The 22,271-nt window shown below is 72.2% G+C and carries 15 protein-coding genes and 1 pseudogene; 8 read left to right on the top strand and 8 right to left on the bottom strand.

Going from position 1 to position 22,271, the window contains the following annotated elements:
• The first annotated feature begins 181 nt into the window (after positions 1–181).
• The 4 genes from ABZ809_RS09530 to ABZ809_RS09515 all read left to right on the top strand — a co-directional run bounded on the left by ABZ809_RS09530 (position 182) and on the right by ABZ809_RS09515 (position 3,205).
• On the top strand, positions 182–1,000 hold the full coding sequence (locus ABZ809_RS09530; protein ID WP_357562007.1) for a hypothetical protein: 819 nt from the start codon (positions 182–184) through the stop codon (positions 998–1,000).
• Positions 1,001–1,157: 157 nt separating this feature from the next.
• The gene (locus ABZ809_RS09525; protein WP_357562006.1) at positions 1,158–1,619 is read left to right on the top strand and encodes a hypothetical protein; all 462 of its coding nucleotides are present in this window, start codon (positions 1,158–1,160) and stop codon (positions 1,617–1,619) included.
• 131 nt (positions 1,620–1,750) lie between these two features.
• On the top strand, positions 1,751–2,026 hold the full coding sequence (locus ABZ809_RS09520; RefSeq protein ID WP_357562005.1) for a hypothetical protein: 276 nt from the start codon (positions 1,751–1,753) through the stop codon (positions 2,024–2,026).
• 192 nt (positions 2,027–2,218) lie between these two features.
• Positions 2,219–3,205, top strand: coding sequence for a serine hydrolase (locus tag ABZ809_RS09515; protein ID WP_357562004.1), 987 nt, complete (start codon positions 2,219–2,221; stop codon positions 3,203–3,205).
• 262 nt (positions 3,206–3,467) lie between these two features.
• Here ABZ809_RS09515 and ABZ809_RS09510 read toward each other — a convergent pair whose 3' ends face one another.
• A complete protein-coding gene (locus ABZ809_RS09510) occupies positions 3,468–4,055 on the bottom strand; it encodes a hypothetical protein (RefSeq protein ID WP_357562003.1) in 588 nt (195 codons plus the stop codon).
• A 429-nt stretch (positions 4,056–4,484) separates the two neighbouring features.
• Between ABZ809_RS09510 and ABZ809_RS09505 the strand changes: the two genes are divergently transcribed.
• From ABZ809_RS09505 to ABZ809_RS09495, 3 genes and pseudogenes are all read left to right on the top strand, one after another.
• Complete coding sequence (locus ABZ809_RS09505) at positions 4,485–5,630, top strand: substrate-binding domain-containing protein (RefSeq protein WP_357562002.1); 1,146 nt, start codon at positions 4,485–4,487, stop codon at positions 5,628–5,630.
• Positions 5,631–5,877: 247 nt separating this feature from the next.
• Positions 5,878–6,621: an SDR family oxidoreductase gene (locus ABZ809_RS09500; protein WP_357562001.1), complete on the top strand. Its 744-nt coding sequence runs from the start codon at positions 5,878–5,880 to the stop codon at positions 6,619–6,621.
• Positions 6,622–6,875: 254 nt separating this feature from the next.
• Positions 6,876–6,980: pseudogene (locus ABZ809_RS09495) on the top strand (GNAT family N-acetyltransferase); the annotation flags it as partial.
• A 57-nt stretch (positions 6,981–7,037) separates the two neighbouring features.
• Here the strand turns inward: ABZ809_RS09495 and ABZ809_RS09490 are convergent.
• From ABZ809_RS09490 to ABZ809_RS09480, 3 genes are all read right to left on the bottom strand, one after another.
• Entirely contained in the window at positions 7,038–7,796 is a 759-nt protein-coding gene (locus ABZ809_RS09490) for a methyltransferase domain-containing protein (protein ID WP_357562000.1), read from the bottom strand.
• Between the two features lie 80 nt (positions 7,797–7,876).
• Positions 7,877–8,308, bottom strand: a complete 432-nt coding sequence (locus ABZ809_RS09485; protein ID WP_357561999.1) for a site-specific integrase — start codon at positions 8,306–8,308, stop codon at positions 7,877–7,879.
• A gap of 87 nt (positions 8,309–8,395) precedes the next feature.
• Positions 8,396–9,028 (bottom strand): hypothetical protein, encoded by a 633-nt coding sequence (locus tag ABZ809_RS09480; RefSeq protein WP_357561998.1) that lies wholly within the window; start codon positions 9,026–9,028, stop codon positions 8,396–8,398.
• Between the two features lie 16 nt (positions 9,029–9,044).
• Here ABZ809_RS09480 and ABZ809_RS09475 point away from each other — a divergent pair, with 16 nt between their 5' ends.
• Positions 9,045–10,292: a hypothetical protein gene (locus tag ABZ809_RS09475; RefSeq protein ID WP_357561997.1), complete on the top strand. Its 1,248-nt coding sequence runs from the start codon at positions 9,045–9,047 to the stop codon at positions 10,290–10,292.
• A gap of 102 nt (positions 10,293–10,394) precedes the next feature.
• Here the strand turns inward: ABZ809_RS09475 and ABZ809_RS09470 are convergent, their stop codons facing one another.
• The 4 genes from ABZ809_RS09470 to ABZ809_RS09455 form a co-directional block, all read right to left on the bottom strand.
• The gene (locus tag ABZ809_RS09470) at positions 10,395–11,282 is read right to left on the bottom strand and encodes a DUF1963 domain-containing protein (RefSeq protein WP_357561996.1); all 888 of its coding nucleotides are present in this window, start codon (positions 11,280–11,282) and stop codon (positions 10,395–10,397) included.
• 149 nt (positions 11,283–11,431) lie between these two features.
• A complete protein-coding gene (locus ABZ809_RS09465; protein ID WP_357561995.1) occupies positions 11,432–13,081 on the bottom strand; it encodes an amino acid adenylation domain-containing protein in 1,650 nt (549 codons plus the stop codon).
• On the bottom strand, positions 13,078–20,430 hold the full coding sequence (locus ABZ809_RS09460) for an amino acid adenylation domain-containing protein (protein WP_357561994.1): 7,353 nt from the start codon (positions 20,428–20,430) through the stop codon (positions 13,078–13,080). The genes ABZ809_RS09465 and ABZ809_RS09460 overlap by 4 nt, the downstream gene beginning before the upstream one ends.
• Positions 20,427–22,157: a condensation domain-containing protein gene (locus tag ABZ809_RS09455; RefSeq protein ID WP_357561993.1), complete on the bottom strand. Its 1,731-nt coding sequence runs from the start codon at positions 22,155–22,157 to the stop codon at positions 20,427–20,429. Before ABZ809_RS09455 ends, ABZ809_RS09460 begins: the two co-directional genes overlap by 4 nt.
• Positions 22,158–22,271: the final 114 nt, after the last annotated feature.

The following is a 22,271-nucleotide window of genomic DNA, read 5'->3' as shown; positions in this document are numbered from 1 at the left end:
TCCATCGCAGGTTATAGGGGGTAACTAAGGGCACCCTAAATTGAGGTCCGCAGAATGACAAGATCCCGGCTCCAAGCGGCATGGGCGGCCTGGCTCTCCGGCCGGGTCGCAGCCCCTGCGGTTGCGCGCCGACGCATCGAGTGATCTCTTTTTATCTATGCGCTCAACGAAGAAGAACCAGATGACCGCACGGCTGCGCCGGACGCTGATCGCCGCAGCGACCGCGGGGATGATGGCACTGGTCCCCGCGATGCTCGCGCCGACGCCGGCGCAGGCGTGGGGCTACGGTGTCAACCGGGTGCAGACCGCCGCGGAGGACAGCCACGCGCAGACCGGCATGGGTCCGGGTTGGGTGCTGCTCAGCTACAAGGCCAACGGGCCGATGGTGGGCTACCTCTTCGCCCGTGACTTCGTCTTCGCCGACGGCACGGTCAAGACCAGCTTCGACCACATGGACATCCGGGACACCGGCGACGGCTCCGCGGGCAACACCGAGGGGATCACCCGGTGGCCGTGGGGCCACGCCGCGGGCAGCTTCGACGGCTGCGCGTACGCCTACGGCACGAGCAAGTTCGCCATCGAGCGGACGGGCTTCATGACCGACTCCTGCGCCAACGGCCCCTCCGTCGTGGGCTCCAGCAAGGCCGACGGATCGCCGGACTCCCTGCGGTGGTGGCACTCGGAGGCGGTCTTCTGCACCGCCTCCGGCACCGACCCGCTGTGCAGCCCGTACGGGGTCTGGAGCGAGAACAAGGGCGGCGGCCTCAAGGTCACCCGCAGCACGACGCCCTGCCCGGTCTACGGCAACATCGGCGCCGCCGCCGCGTACGGTTCCGGCAGCGCCGCGCCGACCCACCCGCTGGGCACGGTGCCGGCGGGGCAGCAGGTCGACGTCCGCTACGTCACGAAGAGCCGCCAGTACGTCATGGCCAAGTGGCACGGACAGCGCCTCGCCGGGGGGATCGCCTGGGGGTTCTTTCCCCGCGGCTGCCTGAGCTGATCCCGTGGCCAACGATCCCGCACACGATCCGGGGGTCTCCCCCGGCGGTACCGGGAGTGCGCGCTGACGCAAGAGCTGTGCACGCGTCCGTAAGGACAGCCGCGTGCCGCGGCAAGCATGCTCGTTCCAGAGCGTCCGCAACAGACGGGAGGAACCCATGCTGCAGCTACGGAGATTCCGGGTCCTGGCGATCGCCGCCGCAGCCGCCGCGCTGCTCACCACCGCCGCGTCCCCGGCGCGGGCCGACACCACGCTGGAGGTGAGACCGGGGCTCAGCCCGTTCTGGCCCGACGGCAAGAACGGCAGCGGACCCCGGGAGTACGTGACCCGCAACCTGAGCACGGAGTCCCGGAACCTGTACCTGCGCAGTTGCAAGTCGGGTTACTCCTGCTACGCCGTGGGAGAGGGCGACGGTCAGCACACCTTCTTCGAGCTCTACTACTGCGACTCTCGGAGCGTCACGAACTTCCTGGGCCGTGGGGCCGCCGTCAACCACCAGACGGACGACGCGGTCGCGTACCTCCGCAACAGCGGCAGCGTGACGCAACAGGAGATTGCTCCGGACAACGTCCCGGTCTCCGTCGACTGGGACCCGATCTGGTACATCCACCCGTGCTGACCCGGTGAGCGGGCCCGCGCCATCGTGAATACGGGGGCGACGGCGCGGGCCTCCGTGATCGCGCCCGGCCTTCCGGGCCGAACCGAAGGTACCCGTCGAGCAGAAACAGGCCAGGACCCAGACTGGACAGCGTGCTCGACTACCTCTGCCCCGGCTGCGGCGAACGCTGTGCGACGATTCTCGCCGCACGCGTCGGTGCCCCGTGTCCTCTCTGCGCCGCTGCGGCGGCCTGGAAGCGCCTGCCGGCCAACACCCGCCGGAGAATCGACGCTGCGATCCGTCGCGGCACGATGACCGGTTTGATGGCGATGCGAACAAGTGATCCACCGATCAAACTGCCCGACGCGGCTGAACTCCTCGCGTTCCGTCACGCCGCCGGAGTCACCAGCGCCGCCGAGAGCCGGTAGGGCCGCGCGGCAAGCTCATTGAGCCGGATCCGGCAGATCCGCACAGCGCACCCAGGCGGCAGATGCGGACGCGCGGCGGACATCTGCGGCGCGCCGGGCCTGGCCCTCCCAACCGGGTCGCCTCAGAAGCGGAAACTCCGGTATAACGAGCATGCTGTTCCGCTGGCCGGCATCGCCCCCCTCGGAGTGCCCATGACGACGCAGTCGCGTGACCGTCTCGACGAAACACTTCGAGCTGGCCAGGTCGGCGGTCTGCACGCCGTCGCGGCGGTTCGCGGCGGTCGCACCGTGCTGGAGTACTACGGGGCCGGTGAGGACTTCGCCTGGGGCGACCCGCTGGGCGTCGTCGAGTTCGGGCCCGGGGTCCTACACGACATCCGATCCGTCACCAAGAGCGTGACCGTCCTGTTGTACGGCATCGCGCTCGGCGAAGGGCTGGTCCCGCCGCCGGCGGAGCCGCTCCTGCAGCGGTTCCCGCAGTACCCCGACCTGGCGGCCGACCCCCGGCGTGCCCGGCTCACCGTCGAGCACGCACTGACAATGTCGTTGGGCGTGGAATGGTGCGAAGATCTCCCGTACAACAGCCCGGCCAACGCCGAGATCGCGATGGAGCTGGCGCCGGACCGGTACCGGTACATCCTGGAGCGGCCGATCGTCGAGCCGCCCGGCACCCGATGGACCTACTGCGGCGGTGCCACGGCTCTGCTCGGTCGACTGATCGCCGACGGCACCGGGCAGTCGCTGCCGCAGTACGCGCAGGCCGTGCTGTTCGCGCCGCTGGGCATCGGCAGCTTCGAGTGGATGACCGGCGCGGACGCAGTGGCCTCCGCCGCGTCCGGGCTGCGACTCGCACCCCGCGACCTGGCCCGGCTCGGCGAGCTGGTGCTGGCCGAGGGAAGCTGGGACGGTCAGCGGATCGTCCCCGCCGGCTGGATCCACACGATGCTCCAACCACGCCTGCAGACCAGCTGGGGCGCGCAGTACGGCTACCAGTGGTACATCGAATCCATCGAGGGCCATCGGCTGGTGGCCGGCATGGGCAACGGCGGCCAACGCCTGTTCGTCCTGCCCGACCTGGACCTCACCGTGGCCATCACCGCCGGCAACTACGACGACCCCGACCAGTGGCGGACCCCGCTCACGGTGCTGGAACGGGTCATCCTTCCCGCACTGGCCTGACGGCACCACGCCCGCCGGTCAGCCCATCGGCAGGGCACGCATCTGGGCCGGACGTCACCTCGCGCATGCGGTTGGGACAGGTTCTGCGTTCGCCGGAAAAGCACCCGCGTCACGGCACCCGATCAACATCCGGTCATCGGCACGAGCGCGCCCGCCACCCGTGGACGGCGGCTGCGAACCGTGCCGCGCGATCGGCGGCCTGTCCGCATGCCTCTGGGCAGCCGCTGAAGTGGCCCTTGTCGACGGACTGACTGCTGCCGGCTCAGGCGACTCGATCGCCAGCGACTGCCGTGTTCCTGTCTTCGGGCGTTTCGGTCAGCCACTTGGACATCTGCCACTCGTACGGTGCGGAGGACGCGTCGAACTTGACACCGAGGTCTCGACGAGCGGCAGTGTAAAAGCGGCCTCGCGCCTGACCGGTAGCCCGTACTGCCTCGTTCCAGGTCAGGTCACCGGACTGGCCCAGGGCCAGTCGCATGAGGCGGAACGTCGCGTCATGCCACTGTCGGGCAGATGCAACTACCTCGTCGTCGCCCAGCATCAACACTGCCTCCCATCGAGTCGTCCGTTCCTCCTCCGCGACGAGTAGATCTGCCTCACCGACTTCCCCGGCGAACCAGAAGTCGTCCTCGTAAACGCCCCGCTTGGCGGCGAGACGCACCGCGATCGAGATGACCTTCTTGACGGCATGTGCGTAGTCCGAGTAGGCGGCGATCCGCCGCTCATCCCAGCGGACCGCCTGCTGCCGGCGCCAACGGCTCCGCTCCTGCGCTGTCGTTGTGATGTACGTGGCCACGACGCCGATGAGAACCCCAACCAGGGCGGGCAGTTGCAGCAGGAACAAGCGCATGCCGATTCCAATCTCGGGAACCACTTGGAGTGCGCTCAGTGTGGCGAGTCGGCACAACTGTGTACGCGTCGCGCACCGGTACCGCCTGGCGGCACGTCCCGTGGTGCTACCCGGCCACGCAGGGCCGTCGCGGTCGATCGCCGACCACAGACAGACCTGGCACCTGGAATTTGGTGATCATCTCCGCTGGGACATCGCCAGCGGTGCCGAGTGGGTTCCGCCGCAAGAGGCGACGCCGCCGTCGCGAGGCTGGGTGCGGCATCCGTCTCGGGCCGGGGCGGTACCTCGGCCTGTTAGCGGCAGAGGCGCCGCGCTCGGGCCCCACGGCTGTAGATCGCATCGACCTACTTGCCTGATCGCCTATCGTGGACAGCGCGTTGCGTTGCAACTGATCGTCCGACCTGGGTGGTGTCTCGATGAGGTGGCAGCGTGGTTGATGGTGGGCGGCGGGAAAGGCTCCTCCGGGAGTTGTCGATATCGCTGGTCAGCGGACTGATCCTCGCCATCGGCGGCAAGGTCTACGCCTCGTGGGCGGCCACCACATGGGCCACGTCGGTCTGGCTCGTGTTCCCGGCGATTGTCGCGGCCGGCGGGACGGCGTTCGCCGTCACCCGGTACCACCATCATTCCGGCCGGCGCCAGGTCTTCCTCCTTGTCTCGGCGTTTGTGCAGAAACACTGGGTCGCCGAACTGCTGGAGAACCTGATCCGGGCACTGGATCGGCACGGTGTCGACCTTGTCCTCAAGATCCCGCCGCACGAATACGGCGGGCACGGTCAGCTTCAACAACTCGCTGAGCTCAGGAAGAACTCCCGGTCCTTCCTCGGTGGCTTCGTCATGGCGGCCGACTGCGCGGTCAACCGTGTCGAGTTCGAACGGTTTTGCCGGAGCTTACGCATCCCAATCGTGTTCGTCGACTCGTCACCTTTCGAGCACGTGCGCGACTACCCAGCGAACGTCGCATTCGTGGGGTGCGAAGACGCCGAGATCGGCACCCGCTCAGCCGAATGGGTGGCCAAAGTACTAAAGGAACGGGGATTCCTTTCCCCGAACGTTCTCGTGGTCGCCAGTACTGAGCATCCCGACCGGCAGAACTCCTTCGCAGCCCGGCTCCGGGCGGAGGTCCCATCCGCCGACATAACCATCAACGACCAGGGCCGGTTCGATCGGGGCCGGTCCGCTGGGATAGTCGGCCAGACGCTGCAGGAGACTCACCGAAAGGGCGGCGCCGTCCACGTCGTGTTCTGCACCAACGACGAGATGGCGCTGGGCGCTGTGGACGCGGTCCAGAAACGGGCGGCTGCCGGCGAAGACGTCGGGGACCTGGTGATCGTCGGGGTGGATGGCACCCGTGAGGCGATCGCGACGATCGACGCAGGCGGCACCTGGTTTCGGTCGACCGTTGTCCAAGACTCCGGCCGGGTGGCCGAGGCAGCGGTCAGCACCCTGCTCAAGTTCTGGGCGCATGAGCCTGCTGACGTCAAGACGTTGATACCGACGACGACATATCCGCTCGGCAACGCTTCCTCGGAGCTATCCGGCCCGAGGGCCGCAGGCAGAGCACCGCACCCCTGATCCCGTGAACCGGAAGTGAGAAAGGTCCGGTGAGCCTGGGTAGCCAGCGGCCTGCCGTATTGCCTGATCCAATATCCCGCGTGCACGGCCTCCTTCCCGGCACGTTCGCGCGTCGCCGCCCGCCAGCCGGCTACGCTTCACGACGCGCGGTCTGCGGCAGATCCGGATGCTCCGCCGCGCGAAGGGCGGGAACGCGACGGCCGATCACCGCCAGACAGGTGCGGCCACGTCGACCAGGCTCTCCGTCATGAACAAAGAACTCGATGGCAAGGTGGCGCTGGTTACCGGCGGGGGCCGTGGCATCGGCGCCGCTGTTGCGCTTCGCCTGGCCGAGGAGGGCGCCGATGTGGCGCTCACGTTTGAGCAGAATCAGCAGCGGGCCGACGACATCGTGGACCAGATCAAGGCCGCTGGACGTCGGGCGATCGCCGTCCAAGCGGACAGCGCCGACCCCGGGGCGGTCGTTGCCGCGGTCGATCGGGTCGTCGGTGAGCTGGGCCGGTTGGACGTCCTGGTCAACAACGCCGGCGCCTTCCTGATCGGACCGCTCGAGCAACTGAGCCTGCAGGATTTCGAACAGACCGTCGCGGTCAACGTCCGCGCGCCGTTCGTCGCCTCGCAGGCCGCGGTACGCCACATGTCAGCCGGTGGGCGGATCATCAACATCGGAAGCAACGTAGCCGAGCGAGCGGTGTTCCCGGGCTTCTCGCTGTATGCCATGAGCAAGACCGCGCTAATCGGCCTGACCAAGGCACTCGGACGCGAACTCGGCGGCAGGCAGATCACCGTCAACCTGGTGAATCCGGGGCCCACGGACACCGAACTGAACCCGGCCGACGGCCCAAACTCCGACACGATCAACGGGTTCACCGCCCTCGGTCACTTCGCGGCGCCAGCCGACGTGGCCGCCGCGGTCGCGTTCCTCGCCAGCCCGGACGGCCGTTACATCACCGGAGCAACGGTCAACGTCGACGGCGGCTTCACCATCTGATCACCAGCTTCACCGCCGTCCTGTCCGAATCCATGCACACGACTGCGGCTCCCGCCTTCCGGTCCACCCGGGGCGGGAGCCGCATCTGTTCACGATCGCCTAAAGTCGCGAGCCGGAACATCCGCGACTCGACACGAGCGGTCGGCTGACGGTGTCGGTCTCGCAGGTGCGGTCCCCTGACGTCTGCTCGGCGGCAGAGGCGTGCAAGAAAACGGGTTGAGGCGCGTTGCTCGGCACTGGCTAGGTCAGCTCGTATGCGCACCATCGCGAGCGACCGCCTCCTGCTGCGCCCCTGGCGCGACGAGGACGTCGACTTCCTTCCGGATTTCGAGTCGCGCTGGGAGGTCGTGCGATTCTTGAGCGGGCACGGCCAGCGGCATGGGCGAAAGCCTCAGGGAAGGCGCTCGGTGAGCGTTTCAGCGGGGTGCACGCCTGGCATCGACGAGGCTCCGTGTCGAGTGGGCCACGAAGGCGCCGTGGTGGCGAATGTGGGCGTCCAGTTGCTTGAGGGTGTCCCAGTACCGCTCCACCGTGAAGTCGGGCACCCACCAGACGCATTTGCGCAGGATGTAGACGACCGCGCCGATGTCGAAGAACTCCATCCGGCAGCGAGCGGTGCGCAGGTCGACGATCTCGAGCGCGGCCGCCCGCGCCGCCGCGGCCTCATGATCGGGGTGACGGCCAAGCCGCTCCCGCGGCAGCGGGCCGAGGAAGAACTCGATGAGCTCGAACGCGGATGCCGGCCCGACGTGCTGGGCGAGGTAGGTGCCGTCATCGGTGAGCACGCGGGCGATCTCGCTCCAGTCGGGGTCAACTGGATGACGGCTCGTCACCAGATCGAAGCTGGCATCGGCAAAGGGCAGGGGCTGGCCTTGCTCGACAGGCACGACCTCGACACCGCGGGGCGACAACGTGCGACGGGCGCGCTCGACGTTCGGGCGCCAGCCTTCGGTGACGACCATTCTCGGCGGTAGGTGCGACACCTCGGCGATGATCTCGCCGCCACCGGTGTCGATGTCCAAGGCCGAGGTGACATGGGGCAGGCGCGATGCGATCAACCGGGAGTACCCCCACGGCGGCCGCTCTTCCGTCGCCCGGCCTTCAAGCCAGTCGAAGTCCCAACCGGACACGTCCACTGCGGCGGCCTCATCGACGAGGTCACTGAACGTACGCACACCGAACATCCTGCCGGTGCCGTCAACTGGTTTGCGCGGCCACGTCGCGTCCGTTCATCGACAGGACCGTGAGCGGATGATCATGTTCCAGAGGCCATGTAGGCAGCGAGGATGTAGTTGGGGTGCCGGTCGAGGTTCCTGCGGGCGCGGTCGTAGCGCATGGTGGTTCGCGGGTCGGCATGGCGGGCGGCGATCTGCACGTCACGCAGGCCGACGCCGGCGTCGAGCAAGGTGGTCACCAACGTGTGCCGCAGCATGTGTGGGTGCATCCTCGGCATCCGGATCCCCGCCGTGTGGGCAAGGTGCCTGAGCCGGCCGGTGGCGAAATGCCGGTCCATCCGAACACCGAGGGTATTGCGCAGGATCGACCCGCTGGTGCGCTCGTCGACGGCCCGGTCGATGGCTCGGGCCACCGCGGCTGGCAGCGGGACGAGCCTGACCGTTGCCGCTGGCCGAGTGCCATGAGTTCGAACGACCCGCCCAACACACGGCGCGCCGGTACCGCGGGTCACTGATCCCAGGGTGGTGGCAGCACCGCCCCAGTCCTTGAACTGCTGCCGCGCGGTCTGCGGATGCCAGATGCGGATGCCCCTGGACCGTCACTGGCCCGATGCCTCGTCGATGCCGTACCGCACCATGTCGTGCAAGTCCTCGGCGATCAGATCCCTCGCAAGGCCACGATCCACGAACGCTGCCAACGAGCGGCCGATCTCGTCTCCCGCCGAGTCGGCAAGGTGCTCATCGTGTGCGGCACGCCGCAACGCGTCCAACGCGCGTGGGTCGTTCCAATTCGCGAGGTCGACCGCGGCCTCGCACCGGAAATCCAGGTCCTCCGACTGGTCCAGCAGCACCGCGTGCAAACGCTCGGCACGCCAGTCCCACTGCGGCTGCCCGGCCGCTTGCAAGCCGTCGCGCAGTTCCCGGGGCGGCCGGTACCCGTGTTCCTCAACGTAGTGCAGGATCATCATCGGTGCGGCGTAGGTCTCCCCGTCGGGCAGGTAGTAGCGATACTCGCCGTTACTCTCGAAGGCTCCGCAGAAGTCGCAGTCGTGCCAGCCGAGCGTGCGGCTACCGAGCCGCCGGGAGGCGGCCCCGAACTGCTCCAACTCGGCGCCGGTCATCGGTGCCGTGCTTGCACCCTGCACCCCGTAACGGCGCCCCAGCCACCCGACGGTCCGCATCGGCAGCGGAAAGGTGAGGTAGTCGTACGGAGACAGGTCGAGGTACTCCACGCCACGATCATCCGGCATGCAGAATCGGGAGACCTCCCGGCTGGCCCGAACAGAGGGACAGTTGGACGTGGCGGTGACTCAAAGCGTGGTGCGCCACCTCAGCGGCAGATCCGGATATTGCATCGGAACGACTTATGCTTCGTCGGTGCGACACGGAGATCTCCTGGCACAGACCGACTGGTCCGTGGTCGAGCACGCGTACGCCGGGGATCCCGACGTGCCCTCGTCGCCGGAGATTCTCGCGGCGTTGCTGGATGAGGACGGCGGCCGTCAGGACAGGGCGCTGCTCGACCTCTACAACGTCGTCCACCACCAGGGCGGCATCTATAGTGCGACGGCGCCGGCGGTGCACTTCGTCGCCGCGGTGCTTGACGATCCCCGCACGTCGACGCTGGTTTCGCCCGGACGTGGCCGCCGAGGCGTCAGGGTGCCGCTGCGGGCCGCCCTGCTGGGCTGGCTGACGTCGGTCATGCAGCACACCACAGAGCCAGACGAGCGCCGGCGTGGCCTCCTGGCTGACGTCGCCGCGTGCCGTGCCGCCCGCCCGTCCGTTTACCGCACTGCGTACGCGCTGCGCACCGACCCCGACCCAGCAGTCGCCTCCGAAGCGCTGGGTACGATGCTCGCCTGTCTGCTCGACGCCCCGGAACTCGCGCATCATCGAGCCGAGGCCACTGCGTGGTCGCATGGCCACGCCCTCGCCGGCCTCGACAAGCACTCCAGGGTGATGGCGGTCCTGAGCCTGCAATCGTGGGGGTACGGCACGACACCGGTCATGGAGACGGATCCGGATCCGGTGGTACGGGCAGCCGCCGCGCTCTCGCCTGCAAATGCGGGCAGCGTCCAAGGCACCCGGGCGCTACTCGACGTGCTGTCGACGCCGTCCGCCGCCAGGTGGTGCAAGCGCAACTACCCGCACTTCGGTCCGATCTTCATGGTCAGCTTCCTGCCGGCAGCCATCGACCGGGCGACATTGGACCACCTGGTCCCCGTCCTGGACGTTCTCCTTGCCAGCGCGCCTCCCATCATCTACGTCGGTGACTGGGGCGCGCGGCTGCGCATGAAGGCATTCCCGAACGGTTTTCCGCCCGTCGAGCCGCCCACCACCGCCCAGCGAACACTGCTGGACGTGATCGCGAAACACTGCTTCGGCCCGGATTTCCCACGCATGTGCTCCGGGGGCGACGCCCGGGTGGCGCTGCGCGACCTCGTGCCGGAAGGCTCGGTCTTCGACGGCGACGTAACGGCCTTCCCACCTCAGTAACCTTGATCAGCTGCGCTGATCTCGGCAGTAGCGGGTGCCCAGCACCTGGCGTCGGCATCGCCGGCAACGCAGATCGTGGCCGTCTCCGGCCCCGCCGGTGTGCTATGGGATCAACGCAGCCACGGAAAGCGCCTCGTCCAGCCGACCAGCGGCCAGGTCGTCGTGACGGATCACGAAACTCCCGTCGCTCCGGTAGTAGAACTCGTTATCGACGGGAAAGCGGGCGAGCGACACCCACTCCATCGTCAGCCGGTGCGTCTCCTTCTCCACATGGGAATACCATTTCGCGACCGGGATGACGATCTCGCCGGTCTTCTCACGCCACGCGAGGGTCTGCTCCGCAATACCCTTGATTACCTCCTCGTCGGCGTACCCGCCGAGATAGGCGCTGGCGTACCCGTTGTCAGGCGGCCAGAGATCGTTGGCCAGAGCACAGAGTTCGTCAAGGTGCGGCAGGTCACGCTCGATGTCACGGGCCAACTGCTGCTGGAAGGGCGACAGGTCGTCCTCCTCGTCCTCCTCGTCCTCCTCGTCCGCCCCGAACCAGTCGGGGAACTCCGCGCGCAGCGTGGCGCCGACGTCGTACTGCTTGCCGGCGGACGCGTGGTCGGTGGATCCTGCCGCCACCTCGGTATCGGTACCGGCCGGCACATAGACGACTCGCCCGTACCTCCGCTCCCCGGTGGCAGCCGCCTGCTCGTGGTCGAGAAAGAACAGCAGCGAGCCGTCTGCCGGCAGGCCGAAGCCGTCGACTCTTGGCAGCGCCGCGCAGTCGACCGAGAAGACGAACGGCAACGGACTGACCCCGTCGGACGGCCAGTCCATGCCCACCGGCAGCCGGGGCAACCCACCGAACTGCCCGACCGGAACGCCGCTGGATCCTCCACTCAACCGGATCGACAAACGGAGGTGCTGGACGAACCGGCTGACCTCGTCGTCCGGGATGCCCGACGCGAGCGCCGCACGACGAAGCTGCCCCTGATGATCCATAGCGCAACATGGTGCCACGAGGGCGAGCCCGGCGACCGCGCGCCCACGGCCCGCACGCGCTGTCGTCGGCATCGCTGCCGCCGTGATCGGATGCGCACATCTCGGCAGAAGCGGATGCGCCACACCCGTCGATGCCGATGGCAGCTAGCTCACCCCGGCACGCCGAGCACGTGCGTGCTGCCGGTGCGCGTCGGCCACGGCAGCGCCGCGCGGTCGAGCTTGCCGTTGGCGGTGGCGGGAAAGCCGTCCACGAACACCACCGCGGCCGGCACCATGTAGTCCGGCAGCGCGGCGGCGGCGTGCCGGCGCAGCTCCCGTACGGTCGGCCGGCAGCCGGCGGCCGGCACGACGTAGACCACCAGCGCGCGGTCGCCGTCGTGGTCCGGCCGGGCCAGCGCCACCACGTCGCGCACGCCCGCGTGCCCGCGCAGGCGGTGCTCGACCTCGGCCAACTCCACCCGGGCGCCGCGGATCTTGACCTGCCCGTCGGCCCGGCCGAGGAAGGTCAGCACCCCGTCGGGGCCGAAGCTCGCCCGGTCGCCGGTGCGGTAGAGCCGGCCGCGCGGATCGGGCCCGAGCGTGTCCGGGACGAACCGCTGCCGGGTCAGCTCCGGCTGGCCGTGGTAGCCGAGGGCGAGGACGTCGCCGCCGATGAGCAGGTCGCCCGGCACCCCGGGGGGGCAGGGCCGCAGCTCCTCGTCGACCACCCAGTACTGCGCGTTGTCGATCGGCCGCCCGTACGGGATGCTCCGCCAGGCCGGGTCGACCTCGCCGACCTCGAACCAGTTCGACCACACCGTCGCCTCCGTCGCGCCGCCGAGGCTGACGACCGTCGCGTTGGGGAAGACCGCGCGCACCTCGTCCGGCAGCGTCAACGGCGTGTAGTCGCCGCTGAGGTAGACCAGCCGCAGGTCGCCGGTGCCGTCGGTGCCCCGGTGGCCCCCGAGCAGCGGCGCGAGGTGGGCCAGCGTGGTCGGCGCCGAGTTCCAGAACGTCACCGGCTCGCGCAGCAGCACGTCGCGCAGCAGCTCCGGGTCGCGCCGCTGCGCGTCGTCGGCGAGGTACACGCCCGCCCCGTACGCGGGCAGCCCGAGCAGGTCGAAGACGGACAGGTCGAAGCCGAGCGAGGTGACCGACAGGCCCAGGTCGTGCGGGCCGAAGCCGTGCGTCCGGCGGCACCAGGCGAAGAGGTTGTGCAGCGGGCGGTGCGTCACGGCGACGCCGTTGGGCCGGCCGGTGCTGCCGGAGGTGAAGACCACGTAGGCGGTGGAGTCCGCGCCGGTGCCGGGCTCCGGGGTGTGCTCCTCGCGGGGGTCCGCGACCGGGGCGTCGGCGGCCACCGGGCGCACCCCCGACGGCACCCGCCAACCGTCCCCGCCCTCGGCGACGACGAGCAGCCGCACACCCGCCTCGGCCAGGAGGGTGTGCGCGCGCTCGGCGGGCAGCGTCGGCTCGACCGGCACATAACAGCCGCCCGCCTTGAGCACCCCGTACACCGCGACGGCCAGCAGCGGGCCGCGCGGCACCCGGATACCCACCGGTGTCTCGGGGCCGACCCCGTGGTCGCGCAGCGCCCACGCCAGCCGGTTGGCGCGCCGGTCCAGCTCGGCGAAGGTCAGCGCGCCGCCGGCCCAGCGCACCGCCACGGCGTCCGGGCGGCGCCGGGCCTGCGCCTCGAACAGCCGGTGCACCGGGCCGTCCGCCGGGTACGCGCGGGCGGTGCGGTTCCACGCCCGCTGCCGTGCCGCCGCGTCGGCTGTCGCCGGGGCCGGCGACCGGCCGCCGGCCGGGGCGGTCACCGGTCGCCGTCCAGCACGGCGCTGATCACGTCGGTCAGGTGCACCAGCAGCGGCGGCTTCATGATCCCGATGTGGTCCCCCGGCACCCGGTGCAGCTCGATGCCGCCGCCGACCAGCTCCTCCCAGCGGGCGAGGTAGTCGGCGAACGTCTGGCCCGAGGAGACCACGTGCTGGCCGTTGGCGAGCGCGTCGCTGGCGATGAGGTGCAACTTGCCGGCGTAGCGGGGGTTCGGGTACTCGATGAGCGCCTGCAACGACTCGCGCCAGACCCGCACCATCCGCGGCCAGGCGGTGCCGACGCCGCGCTCGGGCAGCGCCATGCCCTCCTTCTCGTCGATGTCGTTCGCGACCCGCTCGTAGAGGTCCATGATCTCGGCCCGGCGCTCGGGGGTGTCCGCCTCCGGCCCGCCCCGGTCGATCTCCAGGACCAGCTTCTCCAGCCGGCGCACGAAGCCCATCTGCTCGTAGAACTTCGGCCGGGTCTGCGCGTCGAGCACCGGGTCGAGCAGCATGAAGGTGACGTCCTCGCCGGCGTCCAGCAGCAGGGTGGCGAGCTCCGCCGCGATGGTGCTGCCGCCGCACCAGCTGAACAGCCGGTACGGCCCGTGCGGCTGCGCGGCCCGCAGCTCGTCGAGGTGCCGGCGGGCCATCTCGGCGGCGGTGGGGATCGTCGCGTGGTCGCCGTGCGGCTTCGGCCACTCGAACGCGGCCAGGGGCAGCTCCGGGTCCAGGTACGGCAGGAAGCGCTGGAACCAGTGGGCGCTGCCGCCGCCGGGGTGGATGCAGAACAGCGGCGGGGCGCTGCCACGGCGAAGCCAGAGCATCGCCCGGTTGCGGCTGCCGGGCTCGGCCGGCGCCTCCGGGCCGCCGACCGCCCCGTCGGAGATCGCTGCGGCCAGCCGCGCGACGGTCTGGTGCTCCAGGAAGGCCCGGAACGTCAGCTCCACGCCGTGCGACTCCCGCACCAGCGAGATGATCCGCATCATCGCCATCGAGTGGCCGCCGAGGTCGAAGAAGTCCTCGTCGATGCCGACCCGGTCCAGCCGCAGCACCTGCGCCCAGGCGTCGGCGACGGCCTGCTCCAGCGGGGTGCGGGGCGCCACCGGCGCGCTCCGCTCGGCGGGCTTCGGCTCGGCCGCGACCAGCGCGGCGCGGTCGACCTTGCCGGAGGCGGTCACCGGGAACTCCCCCACCACGTGGCAGCGGGTCGGCACCAGGTGCGCCGGCAGCCGGCGGCGTACGTGCTCGCGCAGTTCGGCCGCGGACGGGGTCGCCCCGCAGCTGCCGGCGGTGGGTCGGACGAACGCCACAAGCGTCGCCTCGTCCGTGCCCGCCGCGGCGACCGCGACGGCCGCGGCGGCCACCGCCGGGTGCGCCTCCAGCGCGTGCTCGACCTCGCCCAGTTCGATGCGGAAGCCGCGGACGCTGACCTGCTGGTCGCCGCGGCCGTGGAAGCGCAGCGTGCCGTCGGCCGCGCGGGAGACCACGTCGCCGGTGCGGTACATCCGGGTGCCGGCCGGCCCGAACGGGTCGGGGACGAACCGCTCGGCGGTCAGCCCCGCCCGGCCGAGGTAGCCACGGGCCAGGCCCGCGCCGGCGACGTGCAGCTCGCCGCGTACCCCAGCGGGCAGCGGTCGACCGTCGGCGTCCAGGACGTAGCACCGCACGTTCGCCAGCGGGGTCCCGATCGACGGCATCCGCTCCGGCGAGCCGGCGGCGACCGGCGCGTACGTGGCGGCGACGCACGCCTCGGTGGGGCCGTACAGGTTGACGAAGGCGGCGTGCCGCGCCCACCGGTCGGCCTGCCCGGCGGGGCACGCCTCGCCGCCGACCAGGGTGACCCGCAGGCGCGGGAAGTCCGCCGGGTCCAGCCGGCTGAGCATCGACGGCGGCAGGAACAGGTGGGTCAGCGTGGCCGCCTCGCCGCGCAGGTCGCCCGGGTCGCGGTCGGGCGCGGGCAGCACCAGTTCGGCGCCGGCGGTGAGCGCGGCGACCAGCTCGGACACCGACGCGTCGAAGCCGACCGGGAAGAACTGCAGCATCCGGTCGCCCGGCCGCAGGTCGAAGACCTCCTGCTGCGCGTGGCGGAGGTTGCGCAGCGCCCGGTGCGACACGGCCACCCCCTTGGGCCGCCCGGTGGAGCCGGAGGTGTAGATGACGTACGCGAGGTCGTCCGGCGCCACCGTCACCTCCGGCGCGGTGACCGGCATGTCGAGCTGGGCGGACTCGTCGGTCACGTCGACCGTCGGCACGGCCGCCGCCCCGGGGCGGGCGAGGCCGGCCGGTGGCCGCCCGGCGGTGAGCACCGCCGTGGCCGCCGTGTCGTCGAGCATGAACCGCAGCCGCTCGACCGGGTACGCCGGATCCAGCGGCAGGAACGCGCCCCCCGCCTTCAGCACGGCCAGTACGCAGACGGCCAGGTCGGGCGTCCGGGGCAGGCAGACGCCGACGACCGAGCCCGGACCGACGCCGAGGGTACGCAGCCGGTGCGCCAGCCGGTTCGCGCGCAGCTCCAGCTCGGCGTAGTAGACCTTGACGAGGCCCTGGCGCACCGCGACGGCGGTCGGCGCGGCGAGGGCCTGCCGCTCGACGAGCCGGTGCACCGGCTCGTCGCTGCCGAAGGCCCGCTCGGTGCGGTTCGGCGCGACGAGCACCCGGTCGAGGTCGGCCGGCGCCAGCGTCACCGTCCGCGGCGACCCCGCCGCGGCCGGCACCGCATCCCGGCGGGCGCCCCGGCCGGCACCGGAACCGGGAACGGCGCCGGAACCGGGGGCGACGCCGGCCGCCATCGCGGCCAGCACCCGCTGGTAGGTCCGGCCGACCAGCTCCAGGTGGGGCCGGTCGATCCGGCTCGGCCGGCCCAGCAGGCGCAGGTAACCCGGGAACGACACCGCCGAGAACGGCTGCTCGCTCGGGCTGAAGTCGGACTCCAGGTCGATGCCGGAGTCCCAGTCGAGCACGTGGAAGTCCAGGTACGTGAAGCTGACGTCGACCAGCGCCGAGGCGTGCCGGCCGTCGCGCCGCATCGCGGCCATCGGGTAGCGGCGGTGCGGCCAGAGCCGCGTCTCCCGGTCGAAGACCGCCCGCACCAGCTCCGGCCAGCTCCCGACGGTCAGGTCGGCGGGGAACGGCATCGTGTTCAGGTACATGCCGATCACCTCGTCGCCGCGCAGCCGCTCCGGCCGGCCGTTGCCGACCAGGCCGGTGAAGAAGCGCTGCCGCCCGGTGAGCACGCCCCAGGCCGCGAGGTGGGCGGCGTGCAGCACGCTCTTCAGCGACGCGCCCGCGTCGGCCGCGAGCCGGCGCAGCGCCGGCTCCAGGTCGGCGTACCCGACGACGACCGAGTCCGGCGCGTCGTCGCCCGGCCCGTCCGTCCCGGCGCCCCACTCGGTGGGGATCTCCAGCTTGTCGTCGGCGGTGATGGTGGCGGTCCAGAAGTCGCGGTCCCCGGTCGAGCGCAGCGACTCCTGTTCGGCGGCGACGAAGTCGGCGAACCGGACGGCGGGCAGCGGGGCCGGCCGGGGCACGCCGCCCCGGCGCAGCGTCCGGTAGTGCGCGAGCAACTCGGCGATCACCGAGGTGTGGCTCCAGCCGTCGAGGATCGCGTGGCACTCGACGTGGGTGAGCCAGAACTCGCGCTCGCCGGTGCGGTGCACGGTGTAGCGCAGCAGCGGCGGCACGGCCAGGTCGAACGGCGCGGCGCGCTGGGCGAGCAGGAACTCGTCGAGGACCTGGCGCTGCGCGGCCGGCGGCAGGTCCCGCAGGTCGTCCAGGTCCACCGGCAGCTCGGCGGTGCGGTGCACCAGCTGCAGCGGCCGCGTGTAGCCGGCGAGCGCGAAGGAGGTACGCAGGATCTCGTGCCGGCGTACCAGCAGCGCCGCCGCCGCGCGCAGGTCGGCCAGGTCGAACGGCGTCTCGTCCTCGATCCGGTAACAGCTCACGTTCACGTAGACCGGCCGCTGCGCGGCCAGCATCTCGTAGACCATTCCCGCCTGCGTCTCGCCCATCGGGTACGCGTCGATGAGGCCCGGCGGCAGCAGCGCGCGGTCGGCGTCGGAGAGCAGTGCGAACGGCGCCACGACCGGCGGCTCGACGGCGCACCCGGACGCGTCGGCCGGGCCGTCCGGCGCCCGCGTGCCGACCAGGTCGGCCAGCTCGGCGACCGTGGCGTGCCGGAACAGGTCGTGCACCGACAGCGGCAGGCCGGCCGCCCGCAGCGCCCCGACGGCGCGGATCGCCCGGATCGAGTCGCCGCCGTGCGCGAAGAAGCCGTCGTCGCGGCCCACCGAGTCGACGCCCAGCGCGTCGGCCACGGCCTGCGCGATCGTCCGCTCCAGCGCGGTCCGGGGTGGGGCCCCGGCCGGCGCGTCGTCGGGGGGCGGCGCGGGCAGCGCCCGGTGGTCGACCTTGCCGGCGGTGGTCAGCGGCAGCGCGTCGAGCACCAGCCACCGCGCGGGCACCAGGTGCCGGGGCAGCCGGGCCCGGGCGTACGCCGCGACCCCGTCCCGGTCGAGCGCCGGACCGGCCGCGTCGCGCGCGCCGACGAGGTACGCGACGAGCCGGTCGTCGCGCACGGCGACCACGGCGGCGGCCACGTCCGGATGCGTGCCGAGCACCGCCTCCACCTCGCCCGGCTCGACGCGCTGGCCGTGCAGCTTCACCTGCCGGTCCAGCCGGCCCAGGTACTCGATCGTCCCGTCGGCGCGGTGCCGGACCAGGTCGCCGGTGCGGTAGAGCCGGCCGCCGGGCGCGGTGCCGAACGGGTCCGGCACGAACCGGTCGGCCGTGTGCCCGGGGCGGCCGAGGTAGCCGCGGGCGAGCTGCACGCCGGCCAGCACCAGTTCGCCGGGCACGCCGGCCGGCAGCAGCCGCAGGTCCGGGTCGACCACGTAGGCGCGGGTGTTGGCGACCGGCCGGCCGATCGTGACCGGCTCCCCCGGCAGGCATCGCGCCGCCGTCACGTCGATCGTCGCCTCGGTGGGGCCGTACAGGTTGTGCAGCTCGCAGCCGAACCGCTCGTGCACGGCCGCCGCCAGCTCGGCCGTCAGCGGCTCGCCGCTGGCGAAGATCCGGCGCAGCGACGGCAGCGCGCCGGTCGGCGTGTCGAGGAAGGCGCGCAGCATCGACGGGACGAAGTGCAGCGTGGTGACGCCGTGCTCGGCGATCGTCGCGGCCAGGTACGCCGGGTCCCGGTGCCCGCCCGGACGGGCGACGACCAGCGTCGCGCCGGTGACCAACGGCCAGAACAGCTCCCAGACCGAGACGTCGAAGCCGTACGGCGTCTTGTGCAGCACCCGGTCGGTGGCGTCGAGCGGGTACGCGCGCCCCATCCAGGCGAGCCGGTTCGCCAGCGCGCGGTGGGTGACGACGACGCCCTTGGGCCGGCCGCTCGAGCCGGAGGTGTGCAGCACGTACGCCGGGTGGTCCGGGTCAAGGTCGTCGCCGAGCGGCCCGCCCGGCGCGGCGGTGCCCGCGTCGGGCCGGACCAGCGTGCGCGCGGCGGTGCCGACGGCGGGCCGGTCGGTCACCACCACCCGTACCGAGGCGTCGGTGAGCAGCTCTTCCAGCCGCCGCGGCGGACTCTCGGTGTCCAGCGGCAGGTACGCGCCGCCGGCGGTGAGCACGGCAAGCAGCGCGGTCACCAGCTCCGCGCCGCGCTCCAGGCACACCCCGACCACCGACTCGGGACCGACACCCGCCGCGCGCAGCCGCGCCGCCAGCGCGGTGACGCGGGCGTCGAGTTCGGCGTACGACAGGGTGTGCCCCGCCGCCCGCACGGCCACCGCGTCCGGCGTCGCGGCCACCTGGGCCCGGAACAGCGCGGGCACCGTGCCGGCCGGCACCTCGGTGGCGGTGTCGTTCCAGTCGCCGAGCAACTGCTCGCGCTCGGCCGGCGGGATCAGGTCGACCTCGGACAGCGGAGTGTCCGGGGCCGCCGCCACGCCGGCCAGCACCTGCCCGACCTGCGCGGCGAAGCGCTCGATCGTGGCCCGGTCGAACAGGCCGGTGGCGTAGACCAGGGCGCCGGCGAGCGAGCCGTCCGGCTCCGGGGAGACCGACATGGTCAGGTCGAACCTGGCGTCGGCGAACGGGATCGGCACCGGCAGGACGTCCAACCCGGGCACTCCGAAGGCGTCCGGCCCGGCCTCCTGCCAGACGAACATCGTCGAGAACAGTGCCGTGCGCGCGGGGTCGCGGTCCGGCGCCAGCTCCTCGACCAACTGCTCGAACGGCAGCTCCTGGTGGGCGAAGGCGTCCAGCGCGGTGCGGCGGACCCGCTCGACCAGCTCGCCGAACGTGGGGTCGCCGGCCAGGTCGGCGCGGACCACGACGGTGTCCACCAGGAGCCCGACGACGTCCTGCACGTCGTCGTGCCCGCGCCCGGCGACGGGCGTGCCGACCGTGACGTCGCTGGTGCCGCCCCACCGGCCGAGGACGACCGCGTACGCCGCCAGCAGGAGCATGAACGGCGTGGCCCGGTGCCGGCGGGCCAACCCGCCCAGCGCCCCGGCCACCCCGGCGGGCACGGTGAACGGCACGACGTCGCCGGCGGTGTCCCGTACCGCCGGGCGGGGGCGGTCGGCCGGCAGCTCCACGGGCGTGGCGCCGGCGAGCTGGCGGCGCCAGTACGGCAGCTGGGCCTCCCGCAGCGCGGCCTCGCGCAGTCGCTGCCAGACCGCCACGTCGGCGTACCGCACCGGCGGCGGGGGCAGGGCGGCGGGGCGGCCGTCGAGCGCGGCGGTGTAGCGGTGCCGCAGCTCCTGCAGCAGCAGGCCCTCCGACCAGTGGTCCACGGCGATGTGGTGGGTGGTGAGCAGCAGCAGGTGCTGGTCGGGTTCCCGGCGCACGAGCAGCGCGTGCAGGATCGGCCCGGCGGCCAGGTCGATCGGCTCGCGGTCGACCGAGACGAGCCGGTTCAGCAGGGCGCACTGCGTATCGCTGTCCAGGTGGGTGAGATCGCGGACCGGCAGCGGCACCGGGGCGGGCGGGTCGACCACCTGCACCGGTTCGCCGTCGGGGCCGACCGGGTAGCGGGTACGCAGCACCTCGTGCCGGGCCACCAGCCCGTCGAGGGCGACGCGGAGCGCGGCGACGTCCAGCCGGCCACCCGGGCGGTCGGTCAGGTGCAGCGCGATCTGCACCAGGTACTCGACGCCGCCGGGGCGCAGCCGGTCCAGGATCCACAGCCGGCGCTGGGCGTACGACAGCGGTGGCGGCTGCGCCCCGCAGGCCCGGGGGATGCCCGGCTCGGGCAGCGGGTCGAGGCCGCGCAGCCGGCGGGCGAGCAGCTGCTCGTGCGGGGTGGGCGGCTGTTCGATCGGGGTGGGCGGGTTCGCGGTCTCGGTCATCGGGTTCCTTCCCGGGCGGCGCGGGACAGCAGGTCCCGCGCCTGGCTCTCGGAGAGTCGGCTGACGTCGGCGCGGACCGCGGCGGTGACCGCGGCCGCGAGAGCGGCCACCGAGGTGGCCTCGAACAGGACCTGCAGGGGAAGCTCGACGGCGAACGTCTGCCGCAGCGCGGTACGCACCCGGGCGACCAGCAGCGAGTGGCCGCCGAGGTCGAAGAAGTCGTCGTCGGTGGCGATGTCGTCGACGCCGAGCAGCCGCGCCCAGATCCCGGCGACGGCCTGCTCGACCGGGTCGGTCGGCGCCCCGGCGGCGGGCGCCCGCGCGACGGCCGGGTGCGCTGGCGCGGCCGGTGCGCCGGGTGCCGGGGCCGGTGGGAGCGCGCGGGCCTCCGGCTCGCCGGCCAGCCGCTCCAGCAGCGTGACGTAGTCCTCGGCGAGCCGCCGCATCGTCGCGCGGTCGAACAGGCCACCGGCGTACTCCAGGACGCAGTGCAGGTCGCCGGCCGCGTCCCGGCACACGGTGAACACCAGATCGAACTTGGCGTCGGTGGCGGTCATGGGCAGCGGCTCCACCGTGGCGCCGCCGAGCATGCCGGGCGTCTCCCCCGTGTGCAGGACCTGGAACATGATCTCGAAGAGCGGGTTGCGGGCGGCGTCCCGGCGGGGCCGGATCGCCGCCACGACCTCCTCGAACGGGACGTCGTTGTGGGTGAGCGCGGCCAGCACGGTCGCCCGCACCCGCTCCAGCACCCGCGCGAACGACGGCCCGCCCGCCAGGTCGGTCCGCAGCACCAGGGTGTTGACGAAGAAGCCGACCAGGTCTTCGCTCTCCGGCGCGTCCCGCCCCGCGGCGGGCATGCCGACCGCGATGTCCGTGCGGCCGGTCCGGTGCGCCAGCAGCACCTGGAAGGCGGCCAGCAGCGTCATGAAAGCGCCCGTCCCGTACCGCTCGCCGACGACGCCGACCAGCCGTGCGACGTGCTCCGGCACGTCCAGGGTGAGCATGTCGCCGCGGCGGTCCCGGCGGGCGCCGCGCGGGCGGTCGGTGGGCAGCAGGACCGGTTCGAGCCCGGCGAGCTGGTCGCGCCAGTAGTCGACGCCGGCCGTCCCGGCGGCCTCGCGCCGGGCCCGCTGCCACGAGGCGACGTCGGCGTACTGCACCGTCGGCGGTGCCGGCGGGCGCCGGCCGGTCAGCACCGTGCGGTACGCGTCGTCGAGGTCACGCAGCAGCACGTCGCACGACCACGCGTCGGCCGCGATGTGGTGCAGGGTGAGGCCGACCAGGTGCTCCGTCGGCGCGAGCCGGGCCACCACCACCCGCAGCGGGTGCTCCCGGCGCAGGTCGAACGGCCGGTTGCCGGTCGCGTCGAGCAGCGCCGTCGCCCGGGCCCCGGCGTCCGGTGCGCCGGCGAGGTCGACGACCGTGACGTCGACCGGGCCGGGCGGGTCGACCACCTGCACCGGCCCGCCGTCGTCGTCGCCGTACCGGGTGCGCAGCACCTCGTGCCGGCGGACAACCTCGGTCACCGCGCGGGCGAACACCTCGGGATCCCACGGCCCGCGCAGGCGCCACCGCAGCCAGACCAGGTACTCCGTGCCGTCGCCGCGCAGCCCGTCGAGGAACCACAGGCGCTCCTGCCCGGGCGACAGCCGCAGCGGGCCGCCGCGCGGCACCGGCCGGATCCGGTCCCCGGTACCGCGCGGCGGGGCGTTCGTCTGGGTGGGCATCGGCGTCTCCCCCTTCACCGGCGGTCAGCATCGGATCGAGACTCGTGGACGCCGGCTGGCCGGTACCAGAGACGGACCGGCAACGCCTGTGCCGGTCCTTCTCTGTCCCGCCGC

This window comes from Micromonospora sp. NPDC047074, from assembly GCF_040643815.1.
GTDB lineage: Bacteria > Actinomycetota > Actinomycetes > Mycobacteriales > Micromonosporaceae > Micromonospora.
This window is presented reverse-complemented; position numbering and strand designations above follow the sequence as displayed.